We start from the raw sequence: 25,382 nt of genomic DNA, 5'->3' as shown, positions 1-25,382 counted from the left end.
TATTCTGAAAAGAGTAATAACGATAAAGGAGTTGATCTGGGTGACCACAATCGGCATCGTCAGACACGGCATTACGGAATGGAACCTGCTCGGGATTGCGCAGGGCAGCAGCAATATCCCGCTGAATAAAACCGGCAAGGAACAGGCGCTTGCCCTGTCCGATCGCCTCGCGGTTGAAGAGGAATGGGACCTGATCATCGCGAGCGACCTGGAGCGTGCCAGGGAAACCGCTGAAATCATCGGCGCAAAACTCGGATTGCCCATCAGCCATTTTGATACTCGTTTGCGCGAAATGAACGGCGGCGAAATCGAAGGCACCACAGAAGAGGAACGCCTTGAAAAATGGGGAGCCGACTGGCGTTCGCTCGACCTCGGCATGGAAACGCGTGAAGCGGTTGCAGAACGCGCAACCGCCGCCTTGCAGGATATCGTAAAAGATTTTCCCGGCAAACGCGTGCTGGTCGTCAGCCATGGCGGCCTGATCGGCTTGACGCTTAAGTCTTTAATGCCGGAGCAATTCAAGAAAACCCTGCTCGACAACACCTCGATCACCATTCTGAAAAATCTCGAAGGGGCGTGGCAATGTCCGCTCTATAATTGCACGCGCCATTTGGAAGGCAAAGTTTTCGCACAATAAAATCGTTCTCGGCCTGGGTATTTCTCGCCCAGGCTTTTTATTTTGAATCCGGTTTTGCGGTAGAAGCCCACCGCGTCCCGGTCCGTTTCCGCGAAGATTTCATGGATGCCGTGTAGCCTGGCAACTTCATCAATCATGCGGGATCCGAGTCCGTGGCTTCGGCTGTTGCCGGCAACGGCTATATGGCGAATCTCACAACGTGAAGCGGCTTTCAATTCGATGCCGATAAACGCTTCGTTTTCAGCCACATACAAGAATCGATGCGAGTTTGTTCCATACCGGAGGAACTCCTCTTCCACTTTCTCTTCCGACATCGCGTAAGCCATCAATTCCCTGAGCTGCAGGCTTGGATTGGCTGCAGTCACTTTACTCAGCACCCCAACTCTCCCCTTTCGTAACAGTTTGCTGATTGCTGGCGTACAAGGGTTTTTCCGCAATGTCGACTGTCCAGGAAAGCACCGTAACGCTGTCGCGCACACCCTTCCGCTGCACCGTTTCCAGCAGCGTTTGAATGCCGGTTTCCTGCGAAAGGTCCTCAAATTCCCCGAAGATGTCTGCGGGATCCGCATACGGTTCACCTGGACATTCCGTCAGGCCGTCCGTTGCCAGCAGGATATGGTTAAGCCCCTGCCGCAACTCGCGCAAGCCGCTGCTGAAACTCGGCACCGGTTGGTCAAAACTGTTCTGTTGCCCGATCCATTCGTAAAAATGGCGCTGGTTTAATTGATATTGCCCCATGGCCGCCAGTTCCGGGTGATGGAGATACAGCAAGCAATCACCGACCGAAAACCAGTACAGGTGCTTGCTCTTGCGGATGGCGATCAAACAGGCGGTCTCTCCCTGAATCTCCCGGCACGTCGCCAGAAAATCCTTTTGCCGGAAAATCCGCAGCAGCAATGCCTCGAAGCTCTGAAAAAATTCAAAGCTGACGTCCATCGTAAGGAACGATTTGATCTCTTCCTGGTGCGCAAGAAACTGCTCCCTCACCAGCTCCGCGCTTTCAGCTGTATTATGCGCATCCATGATCATCGCCAATTCCCAGTCTTCCTCCGCATGTTCCCATGCCAGGCAACCGTCTTCGTTCTTTGTCTGCCCGGCCGCGGAATTGCCGCCGAACCGGCCGACGACCATCTTGTTCATTTCCCATACATCCGGCTGATCGACAAAGTGCTCTTCGCTGCCTACCCAGTCAAACTCCTCCATCAATCCCACATCCTCTTTCTAATATTCTTACAATTATAGAACATCTGGCAGCGGCTGGAAAATATTTTAAGAATTTATTTGAATAAAACCGGCGGCGAGGGAGCGATTTGTGGGTTGGGGTGCGGCTTGATCGATTTGGGGTGCGGGTTGATTGGCTTGAGGTGCGGCTTGATCGCTTTGGGGTGCGGTTATCCGTCTGCGAGGTGCGGAAATCGGCTTGCGAGGGGCGGTCCGGCCCATTTGAGGTGCGGTCAGCAATTATTCAAAGCTATAGATAGAAAAAAGCGAACAATAATCTGAAATATTTTCCACATTTTTTATTTTAGTTGCTCAATTTCACAATTTAGTTGCGGTTAAACCCAATTTAGTTGCGCTTAGCAAAAAATCCAACGAAAAATTTGAAAAAGCCGCCACTTTCGTGGCAGCTCCTCAAAATCCTGGAGTTTTTCGCACAGCGAAAAACATCCGCTCTACGCTTTTGAACTTTGCATAACGCGATATAAAAAAAGTCCATGCCGGAAAGCAACGCTTTCCACCATGGACTCCACATCAATAATTGCTTCGTTAATCCGGCCGCTTCAATGAGAAAACTTCACCAAGCTTGGCATAATTTGTACCCGCCAAACGGCTGACCGGTTTCAAAAGGTCTGCATTGATGCGTCCCTCTTTGTAAATCGCCTCATCCACATGGATTCGGACAATCCGGCCGATAAGAAGGTCCGCACCCGGCAGGTCGACTGCCTGATGAAGGACGCATTCAAAGCGGATTTTTGACTGAACCACGGCCGGCACACCGACTTCTTCGCTGTCGACCAACGTCAGTTTGGTCACATCGATTTCACTTTGGTCCGGCGGCAACGAAGCGGATGTTTCATTGATTTCAAAGACGTTTTCTTCGTCCACAACGTGAACGACAAATTCCTTGCCGGAAAGAATATTGCGTGCGGTATCTTTCTTTTGGCCGCCTTGCCGCTGCACGGAAACAGAAAGCATCGGCGGATTCGACGACACGAGGTTGAAGTAGCTGAAAGGCGCAGCGTTGACAATGCCCTGCTCTGATTTGCTCGTCACAAAGGCAATGGGCCGCGGAATGACCGAGCCGATCAGCAATTTATAATTTTCACGGTCCGTCTGTTGGTAAGGATCAAAGCTCAGCACAGCCATCACTCCTTTTCTTTCAGTGTACCCGAAACAGCTGCAATTGCCGCACCAGAAGCTTGCTTCAGGCTTTAACGGCGGTAATTCCCTGGGGTTCTTTTGCCGGTTTGCCGAAATAGTAGCCCTGGAACAATTGGTAGCCCTGCTCCTTCAGCCATTCAAAATCTTCTTTCGTCTCGATGCCTTCCGCCAGCGGAACAGAACCAATTTCCAGGGCTTTCTCAAGGAAGCGCAACGCTGTTTGTTGTTTGCTTTCGTCACTTGCGACGCCCTGTACAAATTGCATATCCAGCTTCATGTAATGGGGCTTCAGATCCGCCAGCATTTCGATCGTGCTGTAACCTTCGCCGACGTCATCCAACGCATATTGGAATCCTTTCTTCTTATAGAAAGCGAGAATTTCCCGCAGATGTTCGATATCATCCACTTGTTCCGTCTCCACCACTTCAAATACCAATTGCCGCAGATCCACGCCAAGTTCGTTGGCCAAATCTATGGTGGACCGCAGGCAGAATTCAGGCGAATAAATCGAAGTCGGGATGAAATTAATGAACGCTTTCACGTCTTTTATTGCAGCGGAATGGCGGACAGCGGCCATGCGGCAGACCCGGTCGAGCGCGTAAAGCCGGCTGCGCGATTTGGCCGCCGGGAAAATTTCGTTCGGGTAAATGACCGAGCCGTCTTCGTTATGGAAACGGGCGAGCATTTCGTAGGCGAATACTTCTTCCTGTGCCGTAACAATTGGCTGGTAATGGCACACCAGCAGCTCTTTGCGGATGACTTCATCGATCCATTCCGTCTTGAAAACCTGTTCCATTTCACTCAGTTCCTGCCACGCGCCTTTATCGATGCGAAACTGCACTCCAGCCGGTTCCATCAGATGCAGACAGAAATCCAGAAATTCCTGTGCGCCGCGTTCTTTCATAAGCAATCTATTTTCTTTCCTTGTAATCTCCATGTCTCGTCGTTCCAGGTGGCTGACGACTTTATCCATCAGGGACAGATTGGTGTCGCCTTCCAGCTTGATATCAAACCTCAGCTCAGCGACTGAACAATTGTTGCACTCCATTAGTCACACTCCTTTTGTACTATCTCTTTCAGATTACCGTAATTTGGTTAATAAATCTTTATTTTTTTAAAAAATTAGGAAGTCACTTTCCTGTTCTTCCTTTTCACACATGCTACTGGCAATCCCGCTCCACACCAAAACAGGCGGAGAAAAAGGGTCTCTTTTTCTCCGCCTGTTTTATTTTGGGACTAAATCCAAAGATCATTCTCAGCTGTGAATTCTGATTTAGTATCGCCAGTGTTCACAACGCCCCTTGGCTCTACCAGCATGATATGACACTCCTGGTCCGCAAAAGGTTTATGTTGCATTCCTTTTGGAACCGTAAACATCTCTCCCTGGGAAATTTTCACTTGGCCATCGCGGAAATCAATGAACATCTCACCTTCGAGAACGATAAACACCTCATCGGTATCGGGATGATCGTGCCACTCAAAATGCCCCTCTATCTTGACGAGTTTAAATTGATAATCGTTCATTTCAGCAATGACTTTTGGCGACCAGTGTTCATTGAACTTAGAAAATTTCTCATTCAGATTGATAGCCTGGTATTTGATAGTAACCCCACCTTTTTTGTATTTTGTATACCCTTTTAGTGACTCGTTCAATTCTTCGGCTGAAAAACGTATTTTTTTCTTTCCAACATAAAAGTTATTTCCAATTAAGCAAGTACGCTATACTATGGATAATCTCAGTAAGGAGTGATTTTTTTGTCCGGAATTTTTATTACAGGTACCAGCACCAATGTCGGAAAGACTATTATTACCACGTGTCTTACATATGCGTTTCGAAAACAGAATATAGATGCAGTTCCCTATAAACCGGTGCAGTGCGGAGCCATTACAGAAGGGGAAGAATGGCTGGCTCCTGATGTGGAACTTTACCGGAAGGTTTATGAGCCACAAGAAAATGAACAGCTGAATTCTTTTTTGTATGAGCCTCGTTTTTCTCCTCATTTTGCTGCGCAATTAGCCGGGAACCCCATTGATCCGGAAGTAATTATGAGGAATTATCAAGTATTGCAAGAGAGACATGAATTGGTGCTCGTTGAAGGGGCCGGGGGACTGGCTGTTCCTTTAATTGATGAGCAGTACGGAACGCCGGAGCTGATTAAAGATCTGAACATACCGATCGTGATTGTCACTCAAGCTAACGTTGGAACATTGAACGCTACTTCATTGACTGCTCACTATGCTCAAAGTAAGGGCCTTACTGTAAAAGGTATTATAATCAACGGTTATCCGGACAGTCCATCCGAAGGGGTTAAAGACAACCTGAAAATGATTGAGAAAACTACCGGACTACCCGTCATCGGAGTTGTTCCGCAGATTGCTGATGTGGAAGCTCGGATAGGTGAAGAAGAAGTATTGGAGGAACTGATAAAAGGAATAGACTTAGATAAACTATTGGAGTAAGCTGCTTTCTTTTTAACCGGATTTCATAGATACAGTTCCTTTTGAAACGTTATGTATAGATGTCTGCTCAAATAATGAATATGAAAAAGGATTGAGTATCGCACTACGATCTACTCAATCCTTTTAACTGGTATGCTGGCAAATGCTATTCAATCGAAAAGCAAAAACCTTATTTAGTTTTATGCCTTTATCATTTTAAAGCATGTAAGATAAGTCTGACGCTGCTGTCGGATAGGCATAAATCATTTGTTTCAAGTCCTGTGTTGTCAGCTTGAATTGAATCGCCGTCGCAAAGTGGTTGATCAGTTCGTCTGCTTCTTCACTGAGTAGATGTGCCCCCAGTATCTGATCGGAATCTTCGTCAATGATTACCTTTGCCATGGCGTAACGCTCGTTCGTCCTTCTGTACGTATACCAATCTGACGTATCAAACTTATTGACTCGAATGTTGTGCTTCTTTTTTCGAGCTTCGTCTTCAGAGAAGCCGACTGAAGCCAATTTCGGCAGTGTAAATACCACCGTCGGCATTACTGTGTAGTTCGGTGAACGGTCGTTGCCTTTGAGTAAGTTTGAAGCCACTACTTGGGATTCCATTGAAGCAATTGGTGTTAACGGCAGACCTTCAGTTGACGCCGCATCTCCGGCGGCATAGACATGGGGATTGCTGACGCTCTGCAGATAACCATTAACGGTTATACCGCCTTTTTCCCATTCCACGTTCCCTTTTTCGAGTTGCAGGTCATCTATTGCCGGAATCCGCCCAGCTCCGTGAATCACCAGATCCCCCTCCAATTCGAGCGAGCCTTTGCTCGTCATGGCCGTCACCATAAACGAATCAGCTTTCTTTTCAACCGATTTCACTTCGCTGTTGAGATGGATGTGTATGCCAATTTCTTTCGACTTTTCCATCAGTAAATCGACCAGCTCCTGCTCAAAATTTCCAAGTACACGTTCTCCTCGTTGGATGATGTGCACTTCAGCTCCGGCCCGGGCAGCAATATGGGCAAACTCAAAGGAAATGTATCCACCACCCACAAAGATTAATCTTGCCGGTAATTCATCCAACTCCAGGAATTCGTCACTGTGAATCAGATGTTCTGAACCCGCAATCGGCAGGGAAACAGGTTTTGCACCACTTGCTATCAAGATTTTTTTCCCTGTCAGAACGTCTCCCCCTATCCGGATTGTATCTTCGCCTGTAAAGGACGCTTGGCCATGGAAGGTGTAAATTCCAGATTTTTCAAACCCTTTTTCCCGGTTTGCTGATACCGGTTCTGTGAAAGTCCGCTTGAAAGCCATCAATTCCTGCCAATTAATCGAGGGAGTGGATGTGATTCCTTTTCCTTTCATTCTCTCGGCACTTTCAATCATATCTGCAGCGCCAACAAGCACTTTTTTGGGGTCACATCCCCGAAGAGCACAAGTCCCTCCAAATGGTCTCGAGTCGATAATGGCTACTTCCCATCCGGCTTTCTTGCATTTCATCGCGGCGGCCGACCCGCCTGAACCGGTTCCAATTACGATGAGATCAAATGTTCTCTGCATGTTATACATCTCCTTTTCGTGTAATGTAAATCTTTAAGAAAAAAACTCCTGGAGAAATCCCTTTGTTTCATCAGGCGTTTTAGCATTGGCACTGTGAAGATGACCCAACTTCCGATCGTTTTGAAAAACCAGCAGACTCGGTATCCCCATTACATCCTGTTTATTCGCAACTTCTTCAAATTGATCTTTATTGAGGGAATACGCAGAGATATTGTGGAAATCCGCCAGAACTTCCCCCATGAACATATCCATCCGCTTACAGTCCGGACACCAGTCTGCGAAAAATTTTATAAGGACCGGCTGATCTTTTTTGCTGATGGCGTTATTGAATTGCTCTTCTGATAAGATTTTTTCGAACATTGAAACCACTCCTTTGTTAGCATTTACAATTCTTTTCAACAGCAGCATATGAGATTGTTGGAAAGAAAACTGTAACGTAGGTTACTTTACTGGAGCAATTCCTATTATTAAAAATCCTTTCCCGAACTACCAGGGAAAAGTTTTCCGATAGATTTGGAGAGGGTTCCTTCTATTATTCATTCTTTTGAAGAAAACCTTTAATTTCTTCAGCGAACTCCTTAGGGGCATCTTGCGGCAGCCAATGGCCGGAATGCTCTATCTTCAGCAGCTTGCTGTCAGGAATATCTTCTTGAAGTTTTTCGCCGAATTTTAATTTCTGCCAGGGATCCTGTACTCCCCATAAAATGAGCGTAGGATGTGGAATTCCGGATAACTTATGGGTCAACCTCGTTATCTCATTCGTATTTAACGCCGCAGCATTTCGAACCATACTCTTCTTGCCTTCTTCATTTTGATATGGCTCTACGATTCCTTCAAGAAATGCATCTGTCTTCTGTTCTTTGTTTAAGATGCCATCTTGAAATGCCTTTTTCAGAAAGTCACTCACTTCCTGAACAGGTTTGTCTGTCCATGACGGATGCCCTAACTGCATCATTTCTTTAATCGGCCAGGAATCATAAGCGACATTGTTGGATAAAATAAGGCTTTCCAATCGGTCAGGATAATCAACCGCGAGCACCAATCCGACTCCGCCGCCGATGTCGTGACCCACGAAATGAACTTTTTCCAATTGCAATATATCCATAAGACCCGTAATGACTTTGGCCTGTACTTGCAGTGAGCGGTCAAATCGGTCACGGCGGTCAGACCAACCATAACCCAGCATATCAGGTGCAATGACGCGGTAATCTTTTTGAAGCTCTTCAATCATTTCCTGATACAAATAAGACCAGGTAGGAATACCATGAAGCAACAGTAACGTTGGGCCAGAGCCGACGTCCGTATAATTTATTCTTACAGGTTCGTCGACTATTCCATCCAGCATCACGGACTTTTGTCTTTCTTTAAATTCTCCAACTTCCATCGTTTTTTCATTCTGCACCTTCGGGTCCTCCTTCTTTTTTTATTTACACTCCAGTCTTACCCTTTCATCCCTGTTTCAACACTGCCATTTTTTCACCATCATTAAACCACACCTTTCCGGACACTCCAAAAAAACAGAAAAAACGTTCGCAAAGTGTCAAAACACCTTACGAACGTTTTTACAGTTATACGTGCAAGAATCCCTCAGCTCTTCGCGAATTTATTTTTCGCATACACGTACGTAACCGCTAAAGCCGCAACGAGCACAGCCCCTTTGACAATGTCAAAAGCGTAATACGGCAGGTTCTGAATCGTCAGCCCGTTCAGCAGGATGCCGATGACGGCTGCGCCGAAGAACGTGCCGAGCGCATTCGGCTTGCCGGCGCCGAGCACCGAATAACCGACAAATACTGCGGCAACTGCTTCCATCAATAAAGGCGCACCGGCATCAATCTGGCCGGAACCGACGCGCGCCGTGAACAGGACACCTGCCATCGAAGCGAAGACGCCGGAAATGATGTACGCCGAAGTCTTGACCTTTTTCACGTTGACGCCCGATAGTGTGGCTGCTTCCGCATTGCCGCCGGTCATGTAGAGAATGCGGCCCCAGCGCGTGTGATTCAGGATCACATACGCCGCCAGCACCATGATGACCATGATCCACACCGGCACCGGAAGGCCGAGCATCTGGCCCTGCCCGATCCACAGGAACGCCTCGGACAATTGGCCGGGAGCCGTGCCGCCGGACGTCAGCGGCATATTATTGTAGATGGAATAGCCTTCCGTATACGTGCGGTGAAGACCCGCCACAATATACATCATACTGAGTGTCGCGAGGAGATCGGGAATGCCGATGACCGTGATGAGGAAGCTGTTGACGAGCCCGACCGCCACACCGATCAGTAGCGGCAATAACAGCACCAGCCAAAGCGGCATGTCATACCAGACCATCAGCGATGCCGTCACGACGGTCGACAGGGACATCGTCGAGCCGACGGACAAGTCAAAGCCATCGACGACGAGCGTGAATGTAACGCCGAGCGCCAGCAGCGTGACGATTGAAATCGACCGGAGAATATCCGAGAAGTTGCCGTAGCTGAAGAACGCGTCGCTGATGCTGCTGAAATACAGGATAATCGCAACCAGCAGGATGATGGCGCCGTATTTAAACAGAAATTGGACTGCGTTCTCTTTCACTGAGTTTTTCGGCTTTGTTAAGCTCTTCTTTTCCACCGCTTGCATAAAGTAATATCCTTTCCTGGGTCGCTTCTTGACGTGATAATTCCTTCACGATCTGACCATCGCACATTACCAGAATCCGATCGGAAATGCCGATCGCTTCATGGATTTCACTGGAGAAGTACAGGCAGCCTTTGCCGCTTCCGGCCAGTTCCCGGATCAATTTGAATATGTCCACTTTCGCGCCGATGTCGACGCCTTTTGTCGGTTCGTCGAATAAATACAGCAGCGAGTCGAGGCTCATCCACTTGCCGATGGCCACTTTCTGCTGGTTCCCGCCGCTCAGGTGGAGGAGCGGTGTTTCGGTGTCGCCGGTCTTGATTTTCAATTTGCCGATGATTTCTTCCGCAAATTTGGTTTCGGCGGCTTTGTTCATGAACAGCCCCGATGAAAATTTCCGCAGGTTAGGAAACGAAGCATTGGCTCTGAGCGTTTCGCGGACAAACAACCCTTCTTTCCGGCGTTCTTCCGGAATCAGTGCCATGCCGGCCCGGATTGCATCGCCCGGATGCTTGATGCGGGTTTGTTTCCCGGCAATTCTCACCGAGCCGCTGACGGAATTCGCCGCTCCGAACAGCGCTTTGGCGAGCTCGGTTTTGCCGGCGCCGACGAGTCCTACAATGCCGACGATTTCACCAGCTCCTACGGACAATGAAATATCCTTTAATTTATGGCCATCCGACAAGCCATTGACTTCCAGCAAACCGGTTCCTGCCGGATGCGGCTGGTATTCCAACTCATGGCTCAGCGCCTCGCCCAGCATCGCTTCGATAACCCCTTCGGAATGCGACTCTGCCGTAACGAAAGTGTTGACCCATTTCCCTTCGCGCATAACCGTTATGCGGTCACTGATCTCAAAAACTTCCGGCAGCCGGTGGGAGATGAAGACACAGCCGACGCCTTCGCTGCTCAATTTCCGGATGACCGAAAACAGTTTATCCGACTCCGTCAATGACAAAGGCGCTGTCGGCTCATCAAAAATGATGATCTTTGCCGAATGCACCAATGCCCGTGCAATCAGCACCAGCTGTTTTTCCGCCAAAGTGAGCGTTCCCGCTTTTCGGGTGACGGAGATTTCTTCCGACTGCAGTTGGACCAATGCTTCTTTCGCCTGTTTGTTTATCTTTTGCTTCGACAGCAGAAAACTGCCCCCTGCCGCAAAACTGTCCATCAGGATGTTTTCCGCCACCGTCAGTTCCGCAACAATGGCCGTATCGACTTCCTGGTAGACGCAATAAATGCCGTGTTCTTTTGCCTGTTTCGGCGAGTGCAATGAGACGGTTTCGCCGTCCAGCCGGATGTCGCCGCTGTCCTGGCCGTAAACCCCTGACAGAATCTTGATCATGGTGCTTTTTCCCGCTCCGTTGACACCAAGCAACGCGTGAACTTCCCCTTTTTCGAGTGCCAGCTGGCCGTTTTCCAGCGCTGTCACATTGCCGAATCGCTTGCCGATTGCCTGCATATCCAATAATTGTGCCATCACTGCAATCCTCCTTTCGCCGAAAGGAGCCGCCCAATTCCGAGGACGGCTCCACTCTTTCATTTTCCTTCCAGTTCACGAAGGTCGTCGGTATAGCCCTGCTCGCTTGCTCCCCATCCTTCGATGTGTTCGCTCAACGTTTCCGTTGTCACCGTTTCTTCCGGAAGCTGTTCGGCATCGATGAAGACTGGCTCCAATACCACTTTCTCTTCCGGCTGTTCACCGTTGATCAACTGATACGCGTAACGCACCTGGATGCGCCCGATATCCGCCGGATCGACCGCTGCCGAAGCGACCCACGGGCTGCCGTCTTTTTGGATCATCTGCAAATCTTCATCGCTCATGTCGATGCTGTAAACTTTGATGTCGGTGCGTCCTGCCTGCTCGATTGCACGGACCGCGCCTTTCGCGAATTCATCCCAAGCCGCCCAAACAGCTGTGATGTCCCCTTCGTTCGGATATTGCTTCAAAATCGCTTCCATTTGCGCCTGCGTATCGAGCGCTGTATTTGCCGTTGCCGCGCCGAAAGCTGCCACTTCCTTGATGCCCGGGTTGTCTTTCAAGAATTGCTCATACGCGATTTGGCGGCGTTCCATCGGCGCAAAGCCAGCTGTCCAGATTTTCACGATATTCGCTTCGCCGTCGTGGTCTTCAGCGAGTTTCCCCAAAGTCTGTTCCGCCATCAGCTGGTCACCCTGTTCAAGCGAAACCACACCTTCCACGTCGATTCCCGCGTCAAACGCAACCACCGGAATCCCTTTTTCCACCGCTTTTTCAACTCCCTGGTTCAACGCCTCTTTTGTTCCATGGTCAATCAGGATTGCGTCTGCTCCCTGGTTGATGGCTGCGTCCAAATTGGATGCCATTTTCGCCAAATCTCCTTCAGAGTTGAACACGGTGACTTTGCCGCCAAAGTTCTCCACCTGTTCTTCCACTCCGGCTATGTATTGGGCCGAAAACGTTCCGAGATTCTGCTGCAGAATCAATGCCACTTCTTTGCCGGCCAATGGATGTTCCGATGTTTCCGCCTTCTTGTCCGAGTCCGTTTCCGCTTCCGTCACCGTTTCGCCTTTCGGCTGGCAGGCCGCCAATAAAAGACTGATGAATAATAAAGCCGCAAGTATTAAAAATGATTGTTTTTTCATAATTTCTCTCCTTTTCCACTAACTGTTGTAAACACTTCAAGAATATTTCGCTCGTAATCCGGATAGATGATGCCTTTTTCCGTGATGATCGCCGTGATGTATTGTGCCGGCGTTACGTCGAATGCCGGGTTAAAGACTTTGGTGCCGTTCGGTGCGATGGGCTGTCCTGCAATATGGGTGATTTCTTCCGTCGCCCGCTCTTCTATCGGAATGTTCTTGCCGTTTGGAATCTGCAGGTCGAATGTCGCCACCGGCGCCGCCACATAAAACGGAATGTTGTAAGCCGCGGCCAGGATCGCCAGGTTGAGCGTCCCGATTTTATTCGCGGTATCGCCATTTGCCGCAATGCGGTCAGCGCCGACGATGATCGCTTCAATGCCTTTGGCGCCAATGGTGTGCGCTGCCATGCTGTCGGTGATCAGCGTCACATCAACGCCTGCCTGCTGCAGTTCCCATACCGTCAGCCGCGCCCCCTGAAACACCGGACGCGTTTCGCAGGCATAGACTTCAAATTCACGGCCCAGTTCCTTGCCGAGGTGGAACGGTGCCAGCGCGGTGCCGTATTTCGCAGTCGCGATGGAACCGGCGTTGCAGATCGTCAGGACGCGCGTGCGCCCTTCCAACAGCTCTAGCGCATAACCGCCAATCTTGCGGCACGCTTCTTCGTCTTCTTTATGGATGCGGACCGCTTCGGCCAGAATTTGCGCTTTGGCCGCCGCGACTGTTTGCGCCGACTCAATCGAATGCTGCAGCCGGCCGAGCGCCCACACCAGGTTGACCGCTGTCGGTCGCGACGAACCCAGGTAAACCGCGTCTTTTTTCACGTAATGATGGAAAGGCTCAAGCGCTTCCGTGTCGTGCTTTTGTGCTGCGATGGCCAAACCGTAAGCGGCGGTAATGCCGATGGCGGGTGCGCCGCGGACTTTCAGCGTAATGATGGCGTCATAGACATCTTCGATCGTATTGAGTGCAATGTACTCCGTTTCATATGGCAGTTTCTGCTGGTTCAGGATGATCAACTGGCCGTTGATCCATTGAATCGATAAGGGTATCGCCATTTCTTACAACTCCTCCAACAGCGCTGTGACATCGTTGATCGATGCCAGTTCGCCGCGTTTTATGATTAAAGTCTCTCCGATGTGGAGCGCCTGCTTTTTCGAATGGATGCGCCGTTCCGCGTCTTCGATGCCGTCGAGGTCTTTGACATGCGCCAGGCCGATTGTACGGCGGATCAATTCACAGCCGGCAAAACCGAGTGCATCCCGGAAGATTTTTTCGAGCACCGACTCCCGGTAGCCCTGAACCCCTCTGAAATCTTCAATGCCTTCACTTTTCCATAGTTCGGAAAAACGTGTTTCAAATACGTTCCAGGTATTCTCGACATGCTTCACGATTGTGTCACGGCCTTCTCCATCCCTCGTAATGCCTTGCACCAGCAAGTTCGCAAGGAACAAGCCGACGTCAAAGCCGATCGGTCCGTAAAAAGCGAATTCCGGATCGATGACCTTGGTTTCATTGTCATCGGCGAAAATGCTGCCGGTGTGGAGGTCGCCGTGCAGCAACGCTTCCGCTTCTGTCAGAAAGCTGCGCTTCAATTTTGCCACTTCGAGCTTCAAGGCATCGTTGCGCCAAACCGCTTCGACCGCCTGCCGCAGCTCCGGTTCGAAATCGTTCGTGTCATAATCGAAAAATGGATCCGTGAATACCAGGTCCTCCGTGATCTTGCACAATTCCGGATTGGAAAATTCCGCAGCCAACTTCTTCTTTTCAAATGGATGCAAGGCGAAATCTGATGTATGGAATAAAGTCTGTGCCAGGTATTCACCGATATGCGTTGATAATTTGGGGTAGCTCTTCCCCTGGATCAGGCCTTCCCGGGCAATCGTCAGATGGGACAGGTCCTCCATCACCGTGTAGGCTAATTTCTCATCTGTACCGTACACTTCCGGCACCAGGCCGGTTGCGAATTCACCATGCTTCCGGAGTGCCGCTGCTTCAATCGCCGCACGCTTTAACGTCAGAGGCCAACTCTCGCCAACCACTTTCGCATAAGGCAGCGCCTGCTTGATGATGACGCCTTTGCCGCTTTCCTGGTCGCTCACCCGAAAGACATAATTCAAATTTCCGTCACCGATTTCCCGGCATTCCAGTCTTGCTCCTTCCGGGAAAAGTTCGGCTGCCAATGCGATTGCCTCCGCTTCTGTCAATGCGTGATATGTAGTAATTGCTGTAGTTGCCATAGTTATCTTCCTCTCTAATCCAATATAAAAACGCCTCTTTCCCGAAAGAAAGAGGCGCAGAATTAAGAGGTTCCATGCCTCTTATCTTCCAGAAATAAAATATCTGGTGGAATTAGCACCGTGCCTTGCGGGATGTTCATCCCGGCGCATAAAGCGCCCCTTCTCACGAAGGTATTACGGTCGGTTGCTGGGCGTCATAGGGCCAATTTCCCTCTGCCTGCTCTTGATAAGAGTACTGTATTTCATATGCGGTTGTTGTTATGAGATGAATCCTATCACGATTCAGAATTGACTGTCAACAGGAATTTTTGAATTTTTTGGGTGCCGCAGCCGGCGCTTTCTTCGAAATGTGGGGAACTCTTATGGAAGAAACTTGGCCGCATTTGCTCCCCCTGTTGACTCGAATAAAAATTATGCCCTTAGCGGAAGGTTTTCGCACAGCGAAAATCTTCCAATGTCTGCAAGGAGCCTTCGCTGGCGGCGAAGGCTTTTCATTTCTGGGGTTGGGGTTGGTTTTAGAGGTGGGGTTGGCGGGAGCTGTGGAAGCGGTATCAGGTTTCGGTCGCGATATCGTCTGTTTTTGCGCGAAATCGGTCGTCGATCGATGAGATTGGCAATTTGGGATGGCGAAATCGGGCAAGATTCGCGATTTCTAATGAGATTTGGCTCGTCGGGCTGCTGATTTTTCATTTTCAAGCAAGCTGAATTTCCAAATTAAGGATTTACTGTCCGGAACCACTCAAATACTGTCCGCATTCGCAAAATACTGTCCGCAAAACGAAAATACTGTCCGGAACGCCCTGTTTACTGTCCGGAGCCGATTCCGCCACCCAGACCCAACCCCCGAATGCCTACAGTTTGCTGCGCAAACTGCTGGGTTCGTGAGCGGCCCGCCACTCACGAACCTCCCTTTGCTTCTGACCCAGCTTCACTTTATTAATGGGATGCTCTCCCTCACCAGGTTTCCATCTCCCCAAAACTTTCTCGCAATTCCTAGTTGACAGAATTCTCCGCACGTGGAATAATCAGAATTACTTTGTTGCAACAACCAACCGAATATCCAATTCTTATTTAGAGCAGGTGGAGGGACAAGCCCTTTGAAGCCCGGCAACCGGTCCAGCAATGGACACGGTGCTAATTCTTGCAGCCAGAAACAATGGCTGAGAAATGAGAAGTCGTTAACGCCCTTAACCTCTTCTTATTTGAAGAGGTTTTTTTATTTTCAATAAAGGAGTGTCACATATGAGCAGACTGACAGCAAGCTACCAGGTATACGGCAAAGCCGGGTCATTTGAAAAAAAAGCGGAAGGTATCGCGCTCGGACTCACGATCGGATCATGGACCGACTTGCCGCTTCTTGAGCAGGAGCAATTGAAAAAGCATAGGGGCGAAGTCGTGTCCGTCGAGGAATTTCCACAAAGCCCTCACCCCCTCAAGCCCGGACTAATCAAAGCGCACATCAACGTTTCCTATCCAAGCGCGAATTTCTCGGCGGACCTGCCGGCGATTCTGACCACCGTGTTCGGCAAGCTGTCGCTCGACGGTGAAGTGAGATTATTGGATCTCGATTTTGAAGAAGGACTGCTCCAACAATTTCCCGGACCGCGCTTCGGCATCAACGGCATCCGCGGATTGCTCGATGTCCACGGCCGCCCGCTCGTCATGAGCATCTTCAAAGGCGTCATTGGCCGCGACATCGATTATCTGACGGCGCAACTCAGACAGCAGGCGCTCGGCGGCGTCGACCTCGTGAAAGACGACGAAATTCTGTTCGACAATCCGCTGACGCCGTTCGAACAGCGCATCACCGCGGCGAAGCAGGTATTGCACGAAGTCTACACCGAAACCGGCCACCGCACACTTTACGCGGTGAACCTGTCGGGCCGCACGTCGCAACTGCGCGACAAAGCACGAAAAGCCCGCGAACTCGGCGCCGATGCTTTGCTGTTCAATGTGCATGCCTACGGACTCGATGTGCTGCAGGAACTGGCGGAAGACGAGGACATCGCTCTGCCGCTGATGGCGCATCCGGCGTTCAGCGGCGCGTTCACATCTTCTCCGTTCTACGGCGTCGCTGCACCGCTCGCACTCGGCAAACTGATCCGCTATGCCGGCGCTGATTTCTCGCTGTTCCCCTCCCCTTATGGCAGTGTGGCCATGGAGAAGACAGCGGCACTGGCACTCGGTGAACAATTAACGAATGACAGCCTGTTGAAACCGGCGTTCCCGGTTCCTTCCGCCGGCATCCATCCGGGACTCGTGCCACTTCTTATAAACGATTTCGGAACCGACAGCATCATCAACGCTGGCGGCGGTGTCCACGGACATCCGGACGGCGCAGCTGGCGGCGGAAAAGCGTTCCGCCAGGCAGTCGATGCCGTTCTGCAGAATCAAACCCTGGAAAACGCCAGCGAACAGCAGCCCGAATTAAAAACAGCTTTGGAATTATGGGGGTAACTATGAAACAGCCAATCATCTTTTGTGATTTTGATGGCACAATCACAACCAACGACAATTTAATCGCCATCATGAAGCATTTCGATCCACCGGGCTGGGAACCGATCAAAGAAGACATTCTCGCTCAAACCATCTCCATACGTGAAGGTGTCAAAAAGATGTTTTCTTTATTGCCATCATCGAAACGGGATGAAGTCATCGCTTACGTGCTCGAGCAGGCGGAGATCCGGGAAGGCTTTGCGGACTTCGTCGCCTATACGAGACAGCACAACATCCCGCTCTACATCGTCAGCGGCGGCATCGACTTTTTCGTCTACCCGCTGCTCGAACCGTTCGGACCGTTCGCCGGCATTTATTGCAATGAAGCGGATTTTTCCGGCGACACGATCCGCATCGATTTCCCGCACGGCTGCGACGAACAGTGTGCGAGCCAGGGCTGCGGCTGCTGCAAGCCGTCGATCATCCGGAAGCTGCTGGCGGACGGCGGCACGAGCATCGTCATCGGCGATTCGATCACCGATCTGCAGGCAGCAAAATACGCCGACCTGGTCATCGCCCGCGACTTCCTCATTGAAAAATGCGAAGAACTGGACATCCCTTACGAGTCCTTTGAGAACTTCGGAGACGTTACGGACATCATCGATGCGAAATTGGGTGTGCGCTCATGACGACAGAACAGACGTTGACGAAGCTGCAGGAAAAATGGAACGAGCTGGCGGACGTTAAAGACGTGCTGGCCGGGCGCGACTGGTTCATGGGCACAAGCGGCAATCTCGCCATCAAAGTAAACGATGCACCGCTCCAGTTTCTGGTCACAGCCAGCGGCAAGGATAAATACAAACGGACCGATGAGGATTTCCTCCTCATCGATGCAACAGGTGAGCCGGTCGAAGCCAATCATCTCAAGCCATCCGCCGAAACTTTGCTGCACAGCGCCATCTACACCAAAACCGGGGCCGGCTGCAGTTTGCACGTCCACACCGTAGCCAATAACGTCCTGTCCGAACACTACGGACGTGATGGCAAAATTGATTTCAAAGGGCAGGAACTCATCAAAGCATTCGGCCTGTGGAACGAAGATGCCGTGCTGTCCATCCCGATCATCGCCAACCACGCCGACATTCCGCGGCTTGCAGAAGATTTCGAAGAACACCTGACAGCCGACAAAGGTGCCGTGCTGATCCGCAACCACGGCATCACCGTGTGGGGAAAAGATGCATTTGAGGCAAAGAAATTATTGGAGGCCAGCGAGTTTTTATTCCAATATCAACTGGCCCTTCTTCAACTAAAATAAAACTCAATTCAGAGAGGAAGATTTACAATGGCAATCATCAAAATTCAAGGTACAGACGAAACGATCGAAGCGCAAAACGAAGTCGCAGTATTTTTGGAACAACAGGAAGTCGTTTATGAACATTGGGACATCAACAAGCTGCCGGAAGCGCTCCGCGAAAAATTCGATTTGAGCGATGACGAGAAAGAACAGATTCTGCAGGCGTTCAAAGCGGAAATCGATGATATCTCCGAGCGTCGCGGCTACAAAGCGGCCGACGTCATTTCCCTTTCCGACTCGAACCCGAAGCTGGATGAATTATTGAAAAACTTCCAGCGCAAGCACATCCACACGGACGACGAAGTGCGCTACATTGTCAGCGGCCACGGCGTGTTCATCATCCAGGGCAAGGACGAGCGCTTTTTCGAAGTCCACCTGACGCCGGGCGACCTCATCTCTGTGCCTGAAAACATCACCCATTACTTCACCCTCGCCGACGACCGCAAAGTGGTTGCCGTCCGCATCTTCGTCACGACCGAAGGCTGGGTGCCGGTGTACCAGGAAGAAAGCGTGCAAAGCTGAATAGAATCCCAGACCGCAGCCCCCGCTGCGGTTTTTATTTTTGCATCCACTTTTCAAAACCGCCATTTCCGGGAATGGAGTGAGATAATGGACACGCCGCTTTCCACTTCGGAAGCGGCCGAAGTTTTTATTGACCCAAGGAGAGATTTATATGGCATTGTTAATGACGGAAAACGAAATTACGCTGGCGATTGTCCAGTCCCTGAAAGAGGGGCGCATCCTGGAGTTCCAGGAAGTCATGGATGAATTGCAGCCGTATGATATGGCGCAGCAATATTTGCGCATCCCGGACAAGCACCGGACGAAATTCCTGCTCTATTTAACCGTTGAACAGCTGCCCGAATTGATGGATGAGCTCGACAGCGACGAACAGCTGGAAATTCTACAGAAACTCGGCGTGGAGAAATCGAAGAAGGTCCTTGACCGAATGGACAACGATGACCTCGCCGCCCTGCTCGCTGACGTGGAACCGCATCGCGCCGAGGAGTTGCTGGCGAACATGACGAGCGACGAGTCGTCGATTGTCCAGAATCTGATGAACTATCCGCCGGAAACCGCCGGCCGCATCATGAACGACCGCTACGTCTGGATTCCAAGCCATTACACCATCCGCGAAGCGATTGACAAGATCAAGCATTTTGTTCATTTTGCTGAATTCCTTAACTACCTGTATGTCGTCGATGACAATAAACGCCTCGTCGGGGTTGTGTCCTATAAGGATCTGCTGCTGGGTGAACTGGATGAAGAAATCCAGAATGTCATGTACAGCCGTGTCGTCAAAGCGAATGTGCTGACGGATCAGGAAGAAGTCGCCAATCTCATCAGCCGCTACGATTTCGTCTCCCTGCCGATTGTCGAAGACGACAACCGCCTCGTCGGCGTTGTGACAGTCGATGACGTGATCGATGTCGTCATGCAGGAAGCCAATGAAGACATTGAGAAATTATCCGCTTCCGGTAAATCGATCGATTTCAAAACGAAACCAATCGTTGCCGCATATCGGCGGCTGCCCTGGTTGGTGCTGCTCCTGTTCATCGGACTGGTATCCGGCGGCATCATCAGCCGTTTTGAAGCCACGCTTGAAACGGTGGTCGCCCTGACGTTCTTCATGCCGATGATTGCGGGCATGACCGGCAACACCGGCACACAGTCGCTGGCAGTTGTCGTGCGCGGACTCGTTTCGCAAAAACCCAATTTCCGGCAAAGCATCAATTTGATCATCCGGGAAATGTGGGTCGGCATCATCATTGGCATAACATGCGCCGTGCTGATTCTGGGCATCGCCTATATTTGGCAGGGCAGCCTCGTGCTCGGCTTCGTGGTCGGCAGCTCGCTGCTCCTCACGCTGATCATCGGAACTTTGGCAGGAACCATCATTCCATTGATCTTATTCAAATTAAATATTGATCCTGCCATCGCTTCCGGTCCCCTGATTACGACAATCAACGACATTCTGTCGCTGCTGATTTACTTCGGCATCGCCACTGTGTTCATCTCGCAATTGATGTAAGAAATGCATCGTCAGTTCTATTCCCTTTATTCCTATTAAATTACTTGGTATAATGAGTAAAAGAATAAAGGAGAGCTGTATTTATGACGATTCCAAAACCGCTCGTTCAAATCAATCAAAGCTTTATTGTCTTGTCTGTTATCGCCGGATTGCTGATTTCGCCAGCTATTTTGCTGCTGCCTTTCGCAGTCGGTGTCTATACATTGATCACCAGGAAAAACCCGGTCATCCTGGCCGCGAAGCCGCTGTTGAAAAAACCGGCAAACCAATACACCCAGGAAGACCGCGACCAGCAATTGTTTAACCAGTGGATTGCGACGGTGTGTCTTGGTTTGGCGCTCGTTTTCTTTACAGTCGGATTCAACGGCATCGCATTGTTCTTCAGCATCATGGTGATGGCGGCGGCCGCGCTCGCACTGATGGGCTATTGCATCGGCTGTACAATCCGCTACCGTTTAATGATGATGAAGCATAACCGTGCACGGACGAATTAAAGATGGACACCCCACTTGAGGCAGCTGCTTCAGGTGGGGTGTTTTCAATTTTCCGTTTCACAATTCCGAAATTTCGCTATAATGGGAATAATAGGAGGAGTTGCTGGTGAAACTCGAAAAAGGATTTATCGAAGGATATAAAGGCTATGCGGTTCACTATCTGCTCATTCGGCATCAGGAAGCTTCCGGCAGTCTCGCTGTAATGCTGCCGGGTGCCGGGTATACGACCCAGGCACCGCTGTTCCATTACGCGACGGATATCTATCTGCAAAAAGGCTGCGACGTTTTGAATGTGAACTACCGTTACAACGATGAATTTTACGATGACTTCACAATGGAGGAATTGAGCGAAGCCATCCGCTTTGACGTGGCGAAGATCATCGACCATGTACTTGCCGAATCCTCTTATGAAAATTTTTTCCTGATCGGCAAATCGCTCGGCACCATTGCGCTAGCGTCCGAACTGCAGCGTCCGTTATTCCGGGATGCAACCGCCATCTGGCTGACGCCGCTAATCAAACGGCCGGACGTCTTTGACGCGATGCGCACGCTGCCGAACCGCGCACTCGGGTTTATTGGCAACGCGGATCCGAATTACGACGTGGAGCGCTGGAATCAACTAAAAGCGAATTCACAGATGGATTTGCAGTTGGTGCCTGGCACCGAACACAGTCTGGAGATTCCCGGAAAGACCCTCGCCTCCATCGACATCATGAAAGACATCATGGACAAAATCGAGAAATTCTAAAAGGAGGACAATACCGATGAATATAACCGCTGTCCAGAAAATCAATCAAATCGGTATGCCTGTGAAAGAACTTGCGCGGGCGATCGAATTTTACAAGGAGCAATTGGGCCTGTCCCTTCTCTTCAACACGGATACGATGGCATTCTTCGACTGCGGCGGCTTGCGCCTGATGTTGAGCTTGCCGGAGAAAGAGCAATTTGCCCATGCCAGTTCGGTGCTCTATTTTGAAGTGGCAGATATTGACCGCAGCTATACAAACTTTCAAGCGCGCGGCGTCGAGTTCAGCGGCTCTCCCCATCGCGTCGTCAAAAATGGTGCCGTTGAAACATGGATGGCGTTCTTTGAAGACACCGAAGGAAATACGCATGCTCTGACGAGTGACAGGGTTGTTTCCTAGCATACAAAAAAAGTCCGGACGAGCACTTCCGTCCGGACTTTCTTATGGAATGGAAAAACATTCGCCTCGGCGAATGTTCCGGGGATGGTTTCCGGCGCGCGGAAACCATCCGATGAGTATTTATAGGCAGCAATTTCTCTTGAAAGAGAGGTTGCTTTGCGCGAATTCCCATTTAATTGGATATACTGTCCGTTGGGACGCGAATACTGTCCGTTGCGGGTCAAATACTGTCTGGTAGAGATGGAATACTGTCCGTTGGGCGGAAAATACTGTCCGTTGCATTTTCAGGGATGAAATATGCAGCTTCAAAATGGGAATGGAACCGCCAGTTAAGGCGAATCCCCAATTTTATTTCCCATTATTTGGACTTACTTGCCAAACAGAATGAAATACTTTCTGTTTGAGGCCAAATACTTTCCAAAACGACCAAAATACTTTCCAAATAGCCCCGAATACTTTCCGTTTCCTCATTTCAGGGGAAGAGATTTTTTATTGCATAATATTTCCAACTCAAACCTCCCCCCCACCTCCTATTACGCCTCGGTTTTGACACTTCGAGGTCGATTACGGTTCCTCATAAAAAAACAATCCGATCAGCTTACCCTCTTCACATTATCCAACCGCTTCACAAGAAACAGATAGGCAAGCAGCGCGAGAAGACACATGGTGAAAATGATCAAGCCCAGCGGAACAGCGGTTTCTTCGCCGGCAATGCCGACCAAAGGCGCTGCCACTGCGCCGAGGATGAATGGCAGAAGTCCGAGCAAGGCGGATGCGCTGCCCGCGACGCGACTTTGCTCTTCCATCGCCAGCGTGAAGGATGCGGTGCCGACGACTCCGATTGCCGTGACAAAGAAGAAGATTGGAATGACGACAGCCCACAGCGGTCCATCAACCAACACGACAGCAAGCAGGACGGCGCCTGCAGCCGTTGCCGTATACAGCGCGACTTCAAGGAATTTCTTCTCCGACCACACATGGCTGAAACGGCCGACGGCATAACTGCCGAAAATCAGTCCGATGCCGTTCATCCCGAACAGGATACTGAAGACCTGCGGTGAAACGCCGTAGATGTTCTGGTAGATGAAGGGAGTGCCCGCCACATAGGCAAACACGCCGCCGATCAACAGCCCCTGTGCCAGCGCGTAGCCGGTAAATTTCCGGTTCTTGATGATGATGCGGAAGTTGCTGAAGGTTTCGCCCAGGTTGCCCGGCACCCTCTTTTCAGGTGGCAGGGTTTCTTCCAGGCGGAAAGCGGTGACCAGCAACAGGAACAGTCCCAGCAAGGACAGCGTCAGGAAGATTCCTCTCCAATCGGCAAACAGGAGAACCCCGCTGCCGAACGAAGGTGCGAGCAGCGGCACCAAATTATTGACGACCATGAGCAAAGCAAAGAGCCGGGTCAATTCTGCTCCGCTGCTGACATCCCGCACTATTGCCCGGGAAATAACGAGTCCCGCAGAAGCTGCAAAGCCCTGCACAAAGCGCAATCCGACGAAGACGTAGATGTTCGGCGCAAAGATACAGGCTACAGAGGCAATGGCATAGACAATCAGAAAAATAATCAGCGGCTTTCGGCGGCCAAGTGTATCGCTGAGCGGTCCTGTAACCAATTGGCCGAACGCGAGCCCCAGCAAACAGGCGGTGAGGCTGAGCTGCACAGCCGAAGCGTTTGTCTGATAAACTTCTGCCAGAGTCGGAAATGCCGGCAGGTACATATCGATGGTGAAAGGGATCAAAGCTGTAAGTGCACCTAAAAGTATAACGAAACGTGAACGTTTCATTCCGGCTAAATTTTGCATTCGAGTGGAACCTTCTTTCTGTTGTTCATTTATGTATTTCTTCTCCAACTCCATTTTCAAAAATGAAATGACCGTTTTTTAGCCTACCATAGAATAAGTATGATTTTCTTTATTTAGTCTCGACAATCTGTTTTACGATCCTTCGTTTATTTATAAAAGCAGGTATTTCCATCTAAAATCTTGTTTTATTGCCCAGCGCCAAGCACCTTCACCTAATAATTGAAAAAGCCTTTGCATCCGCAAAGGCTTTCTTAAAAACTTCGCTCCAATTCTCAAAAGACCCGTGTAAAGATGATTTGCGCAAGCAGCAGCACGGTCACAACGCGCAACAGCGGCTTCACGAAAACCGGGTTCAGCTTCTCGGCAATTCTTACCCCGGCCTGGGCACCGGTGACCGAGCCGAGCATAAGTGCCAACGTCAATGGCCAGATGATGTGGCCCGCCAGCGTGTAGGTGATGGCGGCTCCAAGACAGCTGGAAAACGTGGCGAGCCGCACAAATCCCACTGCCCGGATATACGCGATATCCAGCGCGCTGAACAGGAACAGCATCAATGTCCCCTGCCCGGGACCGAAGAAGCCGTCATACATGCCGATGCCGAACAGGCCGCCCGCGCTTTTCGGTTTGAACTTCAGCAGGCTTGCTCCCGTAAAGCCTTTCTTTCCAATAAATGAAGTGAAAAAAGCCAGGACCAATAAAACACTCACTAAAACATACAGCTGTTCTGCCGGAATTGAGGATGCGATCCAACCACCTGCCACACCGCCGAGCAGACTGACAGGAACAATCCAATAGGACTCTTTCAATGATATTTTCTTTTTGCGGATCAGGTAATAAAAACTGGAAAACGAACTGACCGTGTTCGAGACTTTATTGGCACCGATAGCCGAGTGAACCGGTATACCCAGCAACAGCATCGCCGGCAGGCTGATCAGTCCACCGCCTCCGGCAAGAGTGCCCAGGGTGGTAGCAATTATGCCAATAAAAAACATAAGAATGAAATCCATCGCCTTCACCTCTTTTCATCCTTACTATAATCCTTTCCTATACTTAAATAAATTCAATAGTTCTTATGAAAATCAATAAGTAAAACTTATACATTCTGACAAAAAAGCCCCCGAATTGAATAACAATTCGAGGACTAACTGGATCATTAATTTTTCAGCACTTTAAAAGACGTGGCTAATTTTGTTGCAAAATCTTCCGGCTTTTCGACCGACTGAACGTGAAGGTACATGATCGCCGGTTCTGCATAAAGCCAATGGTTATGGAGGGCGCTGATAGTGAGATTATTTTCTCCGAGTGCACGGGTAAAGTCAGGAACTTCTTCCGGCAACAGGACAATTTCCGCATGATTCAGAGCAGTGCCGTCGTCTTCAAGTGCTTCAAAATGGATTTCCATGGATAATTCGCTTTTAAATGGCCGTCCTTGGACAGTTACGTCCAGATCGCGCGGTTTTGGTGCTTCCACCATCCCTTTGTCGGCATCCGCCTCCGCTTCCACACCAAGAATGTCTCCGAAACGCTTTGCTGTTTCTTCAAGTTTACTCATGAACGATCGACTCCCTTTCGTTTTTTTGCTTTTTCGGCAGTTCAGAATATTTACGA

The 25,382-nt window shown here is 50.0% G+C and carries 27 protein-coding genes and 2 riboswitches; of the genes, 11 read left to right on the top strand and 16 right to left on the bottom strand.

Features of this window, described 5'->3' with window-relative positions; genetic code table 11:
* The first annotated feature begins 40 nt into the window (after positions 1-40).
* Entirely contained in the window at positions 41-637 is a 597-nt protein-coding gene (locus DIJ65_RS08925) for a histidine phosphatase family protein (protein WP_117301026.1), read from the top strand.
* On the opposite strand, the gene DIJ65_RS08920 is transcribed toward DIJ65_RS08925, so the two are convergent.
* The 5 genes from DIJ65_RS08920 to DIJ65_RS08895 all read right to left on the bottom strand — a co-directional run bounded on the left by DIJ65_RS08920 (position 592) and on the right by DIJ65_RS08895 (position 4,621).
* On the bottom strand, positions 592-1,014 hold the full coding sequence (locus DIJ65_RS08920) for a GNAT family N-acetyltransferase (protein WP_230321333.1): 423 nt from the start codon (positions 1,012-1,014) through the stop codon (positions 592-594). The two genes, DIJ65_RS08925 and DIJ65_RS08920, sit on opposite strands and share 46 nt — an antisense overlap.
* Positions 1,004-1,840, bottom strand: coding sequence for a PP2C family serine/threonine-protein phosphatase (locus tag DIJ65_RS08915; protein WP_117301028.1), 837 nt, complete (start codon positions 1,838-1,840; stop codon positions 1,004-1,006). The genes DIJ65_RS08920 and DIJ65_RS08915 overlap by 11 nt, the downstream gene beginning before the upstream one ends.
* 564 nt (positions 1,841-2,404) lie before the next feature.
* Complete coding sequence (locus tag DIJ65_RS08905; RefSeq protein ID WP_117301032.1) at positions 2,405-2,998, bottom strand: flavin reductase family protein; 594 nt, start codon at positions 2,996-2,998, stop codon at positions 2,405-2,407.
* Between the two features lie 64 nt (positions 2,999-3,062).
* Positions 3,063-4,067 (bottom strand): EAL domain-containing protein, encoded by a 1,005-nt coding sequence (locus DIJ65_RS08900; RefSeq protein ID WP_117301034.1) that lies wholly within the window; start codon positions 4,065-4,067, stop codon positions 3,063-3,065.
* Positions 4,068-4,255: 188 nt separating this feature from the next.
* The gene (locus DIJ65_RS08895; RefSeq protein WP_117301132.1) at positions 4,256-4,621 is read right to left on the bottom strand and encodes a cupin domain-containing protein; all 366 of its coding nucleotides are present in this window, start codon (positions 4,619-4,621) and stop codon (positions 4,256-4,258) included.
* Between the two features lie 153 nt (positions 4,622-4,774).
* On the opposite strand from DIJ65_RS08895, the gene bioD reads away from it, so the two are divergent.
* A complete protein-coding gene (bioD, locus tag DIJ65_RS08890) occupies positions 4,775-5,479 on the top strand; it encodes a dethiobiotin synthase (protein WP_185959532.1) in 705 nt (234 codons plus the stop codon).
* A 195-nt stretch (positions 5,480-5,674) separates the two neighbouring features.
* Here bioD and DIJ65_RS08885 read toward each other — a convergent pair whose 3' ends face one another.
* From DIJ65_RS08885 to mtnK, 8 genes are all read right to left on the bottom strand, one after another.
* Positions 5,675-7,024 (bottom strand): dihydrolipoyl dehydrogenase family protein, encoded by a 1,350-nt coding sequence (locus DIJ65_RS08885; protein ID WP_117301038.1) that lies wholly within the window; start codon positions 7,022-7,024, stop codon positions 5,675-5,677.
* Between the two features lie 33 nt (positions 7,025-7,057).
* Positions 7,058-7,384 carry a thioredoxin family protein gene (locus DIJ65_RS08880; protein WP_071151780.1) on the bottom strand — a complete coding sequence of 109 codons (327 nt, stop codon included), beginning with the start codon at positions 7,382-7,384 and terminating at the stop codon, positions 7,058-7,060.
* Positions 7,385-7,556: 172 nt separating this feature from the next.
* Positions 7,557-8,426, bottom strand: coding sequence for an alpha/beta fold hydrolase (locus DIJ65_RS08875; RefSeq protein ID WP_230321335.1), 870 nt, complete (start codon positions 8,424-8,426; stop codon positions 7,557-7,559).
* A 185-nt stretch (positions 8,427-8,611) separates the two neighbouring features.
* Positions 8,612-9,649: an ABC transporter permease gene (locus DIJ65_RS08870; protein WP_071151781.1), complete on the bottom strand. Its 1,038-nt coding sequence runs from the start codon at positions 9,647-9,649 to the stop codon at positions 8,612-8,614.
* The gene (locus tag DIJ65_RS08865; RefSeq protein WP_071151779.1) at positions 9,573-11,126 is read right to left on the bottom strand and encodes a sugar ABC transporter ATP-binding protein; all 1,554 of its coding nucleotides are present in this window, start codon (positions 11,124-11,126) and stop codon (positions 9,573-9,575) included. The genes DIJ65_RS08870 and DIJ65_RS08865 overlap by 77 nt, the downstream gene beginning before the upstream one ends.
* 59 nt (positions 11,127-11,185) lie before the next feature.
* A complete protein-coding gene (locus tag DIJ65_RS08860) occupies positions 11,186-12,271 on the bottom strand; it encodes a sugar ABC transporter substrate-binding protein (RefSeq protein ID WP_117301040.1) in 1,086 nt (361 codons plus the stop codon).
* A complete protein-coding gene (mtnA, locus tag DIJ65_RS08855) occupies positions 12,268-13,329 on the bottom strand; it encodes an S-methyl-5-thioribose-1-phosphate isomerase (protein WP_071151997.1) in 1,062 nt (353 codons plus the stop codon). Before mtnA ends, DIJ65_RS08860 begins: the two co-directional genes overlap by 4 nt.
* A 3-nt stretch (positions 13,330-13,332) precedes the next feature.
* Entirely contained in the window at positions 13,333-14,511 is a 1,179-nt protein-coding gene (mtnK, locus tag DIJ65_RS08850) for an S-methyl-5-thioribose kinase (RefSeq protein ID WP_071151996.1), read from the bottom strand.
* Positions 14,512-14,589: 78 nt separating this feature from the next.
* Positions 14,590-14,744: riboswitch (SAM riboswitch) on the bottom strand.
* Positions 14,745-14,873: 129 nt separating this feature from the next.
* Between mtnK and DIJ65_RS08845 the strand changes: the two genes are divergently transcribed.
* The 9 genes from DIJ65_RS08845 (at position 14,874) to DIJ65_RS08805 (ending at position 21,972) form a co-directional block, all read left to right on the top strand.
* On the top strand, positions 14,874-15,119 hold the full coding sequence (locus DIJ65_RS08845; RefSeq protein WP_142836493.1) for a hypothetical protein: 246 nt from the start codon (positions 14,874-14,876) through the stop codon (positions 15,117-15,119).
* Between the two features lie 456 nt (positions 15,120-15,575).
* A riboswitch (SAM riboswitch) is annotated at positions 15,576-15,685 on the top strand.
* Between the two features lie 68 nt (positions 15,686-15,753).
* The gene (gene mtnW, locus DIJ65_RS08840) at positions 15,754-16,968 is read left to right on the top strand and encodes a 2,3-diketo-5-methylthiopentyl-1-phosphate enolase (protein ID WP_117301042.1); all 1,215 of its coding nucleotides are present in this window, start codon (positions 15,754-15,756) and stop codon (positions 16,966-16,968) included.
* Between the two features lie 2 nt (positions 16,969-16,970).
* Positions 16,971-17,636, top strand: coding sequence for a 2-hydroxy-3-keto-5-methylthiopentenyl-1-phosphate phosphatase (locus DIJ65_RS08835; RefSeq protein WP_117301043.1), 666 nt, complete (start codon positions 16,971-16,973; stop codon positions 17,634-17,636).
* The gene (locus tag DIJ65_RS08830; RefSeq protein ID WP_391527600.1) at positions 17,633-18,262 is read left to right on the top strand and encodes a methylthioribulose 1-phosphate dehydratase; all 630 of its coding nucleotides are present in this window, start codon (positions 17,633-17,635) and stop codon (positions 18,260-18,262) included. Before DIJ65_RS08835 ends, DIJ65_RS08830 begins: the two co-directional genes overlap by 4 nt.
* Before the next feature lie 27 nt (positions 18,263-18,289).
* Positions 18,290-18,823: a 1,2-dihydroxy-3-keto-5-methylthiopentene dioxygenase gene (locus DIJ65_RS08825; RefSeq protein ID WP_117301045.1), complete on the top strand. Its 534-nt coding sequence runs from the start codon at positions 18,290-18,292 to the stop codon at positions 18,821-18,823.
* Between the two features lie 151 nt (positions 18,824-18,974).
* Positions 18,975-20,333: a magnesium transporter gene (gene mgtE / locus DIJ65_RS08820; RefSeq protein ID WP_117301047.1), complete on the top strand. Its 1,359-nt coding sequence runs from the start codon at positions 18,975-18,977 to the stop codon at positions 20,331-20,333.
* 83 nt (positions 20,334-20,416) lie between these two features.
* Positions 20,417-20,827 carry a DUF4395 domain-containing protein gene (locus tag DIJ65_RS08815; RefSeq protein WP_117301049.1) on the top strand — a complete coding sequence of 137 codons (411 nt, stop codon included), beginning with the start codon at positions 20,417-20,419 and terminating at the stop codon, positions 20,825-20,827.
* A 106-nt stretch (positions 20,828-20,933) separates the two neighbouring features.
* A complete protein-coding gene (locus DIJ65_RS08810; protein ID WP_117301051.1) occupies positions 20,934-21,575 on the top strand; it encodes an alpha/beta hydrolase in 642 nt (213 codons plus the stop codon).
* A 16-nt stretch (positions 21,576-21,591) separates the two neighbouring features.
* Positions 21,592-21,972, top strand: a complete 381-nt coding sequence (locus tag DIJ65_RS08805; protein WP_117301053.1) for a VOC family protein — start codon at positions 21,592-21,594, stop codon at positions 21,970-21,972.
* Between the two features lie 593 nt (positions 21,973-22,565).
* Here the strand turns inward: DIJ65_RS08805 and DIJ65_RS08800 are convergent.
* From DIJ65_RS08800 to DIJ65_RS08790, 3 genes are all read right to left on the bottom strand, one after another.
* Positions 22,566-23,774, bottom strand: a complete 1,209-nt coding sequence (locus DIJ65_RS08800; protein ID WP_117301057.1) for a multidrug effflux MFS transporter — start codon at positions 23,772-23,774, stop codon at positions 22,566-22,568.
* Positions 23,775-24,046: 272 nt separating this feature from the next.
* Positions 24,047-24,781, bottom strand: coding sequence for a sulfite exporter TauE/SafE family protein (locus tag DIJ65_RS08795; RefSeq protein ID WP_117301059.1), 735 nt, complete (start codon positions 24,779-24,781; stop codon positions 24,047-24,049).
* A gap of 146 nt (positions 24,782-24,927) precedes the next feature.
* Positions 24,928-25,326, bottom strand: a complete 399-nt coding sequence (locus DIJ65_RS08790) for a DUF1259 domain-containing protein (protein ID WP_117301061.1) — start codon at positions 25,324-25,326, stop codon at positions 24,928-24,930.
* Positions 25,327-25,382: the final 56 nt, after the last annotated feature.

The organism is Planococcus salinarum, from assembly GCF_007004625.1.
Taxonomy (GTDB): domain Bacteria; phylum Bacillota; class Bacilli; order Bacillales_A; family Planococcaceae; genus Planococcus; species Planococcus salinarum.
Note: the sequence above shows the minus strand (reverse complement) of the source record. Positions and strands in the feature narration are given on the sequence as shown.

What these genes read in the sequence shown, in the direction of transcription:
- DIJ65_RS08915 (WP_117301028.1), bottom strand. Translation starts at nt 1,840, where the DNA reads ATGGAGGAGTTTGACTGGGTAGGCAGCGAAGAGCACTTTGTCGATCAG.
- DIJ65_RS08900 (WP_117301034.1), bottom strand. Translation starts at nt 4,067, where the DNA reads ATGGAGTGCAACAATTGTTCAGTCGCTGAGCTGAGGTTTGATATCAAG.
- DIJ65_RS08885 (WP_117301038.1), bottom strand. Translation starts at nt 7,024, where the DNA reads ATGCAGAGAACATTTGATCTCATCGTAATTGGAACCGGTTCAGGCGGG.
- DIJ65_RS08880 (WP_071151780.1), bottom strand. Translation starts at nt 7,384, where the DNA reads ATGTTCGAAAAAATCTTATCAGAAGAGCAATTCAATAACGCCATCAGC.
- DIJ65_RS08870 (WP_071151781.1), bottom strand. Translation starts at nt 9,649, where the DNA reads ATGCAAGCGGTGGAAAAGAAGAGCTTAACAAAGCCGAAAAACTCAGTG.
- DIJ65_RS08865 (WP_071151779.1), bottom strand. Translation starts at nt 11,126, where the DNA reads ATGGCACAATTATTGGATATGCAGGCAATCGGCAAGCGATTCGGCAAT.
- DIJ65_RS08860 (WP_117301040.1), bottom strand. Translation starts at nt 12,271, where the DNA reads ATGAAAAAACAATCATTTTTAATACTTGCGGCTTTATTATTCATCAGT.
- mtnA (WP_071151997.1), bottom strand. Translation starts at nt 13,329, where the DNA reads ATGGCGATACCCTTATCGATTCAATGGATCAACGGCCAGTTGATCATC.
- mtnK (WP_071151996.1), bottom strand. Translation starts at nt 14,511, where the DNA reads ATGGCAACTACAGCAATTACTACATATCACGCATTGACAGAAGCGGAG.
- DIJ65_RS08845 (WP_142836493.1), top strand. Translation starts at nt 14,874, where the DNA reads ATGGAAGAAACTTGGCCGCATTTGCTCCCCCTGTTGACTCGAATAAAA.
- mtnW (WP_117301042.1), top strand. Translation starts at nt 15,754, where the DNA reads ATGAGCAGACTGACAGCAAGCTACCAGGTATACGGCAAAGCCGGGTCA.
- DIJ65_RS08835 (WP_117301043.1), top strand. Translation starts at nt 16,971, where the DNA reads ATGAAACAGCCAATCATCTTTTGTGATTTTGATGGCACAATCACAACC.
- DIJ65_RS08830 (WP_391527600.1), top strand. Translation starts at nt 17,633, where the DNA reads ATGACGACAGAACAGACGTTGACGAAGCTGCAGGAAAAATGGAACGAG.
- DIJ65_RS08825 (WP_117301045.1), top strand. Translation starts at nt 18,290, where the DNA reads ATGGCAATCATCAAAATTCAAGGTACAGACGAAACGATCGAAGCGCAA.
- mgtE (WP_117301047.1), top strand. Translation starts at nt 18,975, where the DNA reads ATGGCATTGTTAATGACGGAAAACGAAATTACGCTGGCGATTGTCCAG.
- DIJ65_RS08815 (WP_117301049.1), top strand. Translation starts at nt 20,417, where the DNA reads ATGACGATTCCAAAACCGCTCGTTCAAATCAATCAAAGCTTTATTGTC.
- DIJ65_RS08805 (WP_117301053.1), top strand. Translation starts at nt 21,592, where the DNA reads ATGAATATAACCGCTGTCCAGAAAATCAATCAAATCGGTATGCCTGTG.
- DIJ65_RS08800 (WP_117301057.1), bottom strand. Translation starts at nt 23,774, where the DNA reads ATGCAAAATTTAGCCGGAATGAAACGTTCACGTTTCGTTATACTTTTA.
- DIJ65_RS08795 (WP_117301059.1), bottom strand. Translation starts at nt 24,781, where the DNA reads ATGGATTTCATTCTTATGTTTTTTATTGGCATAATTGCTACCACCCTG.
- DIJ65_RS08790 (WP_117301061.1), bottom strand. Translation starts at nt 25,326, where the DNA reads ATGAGTAAACTTGAAGAAACAGCAAAGCGTTTCGGAGACATTCTTGGT.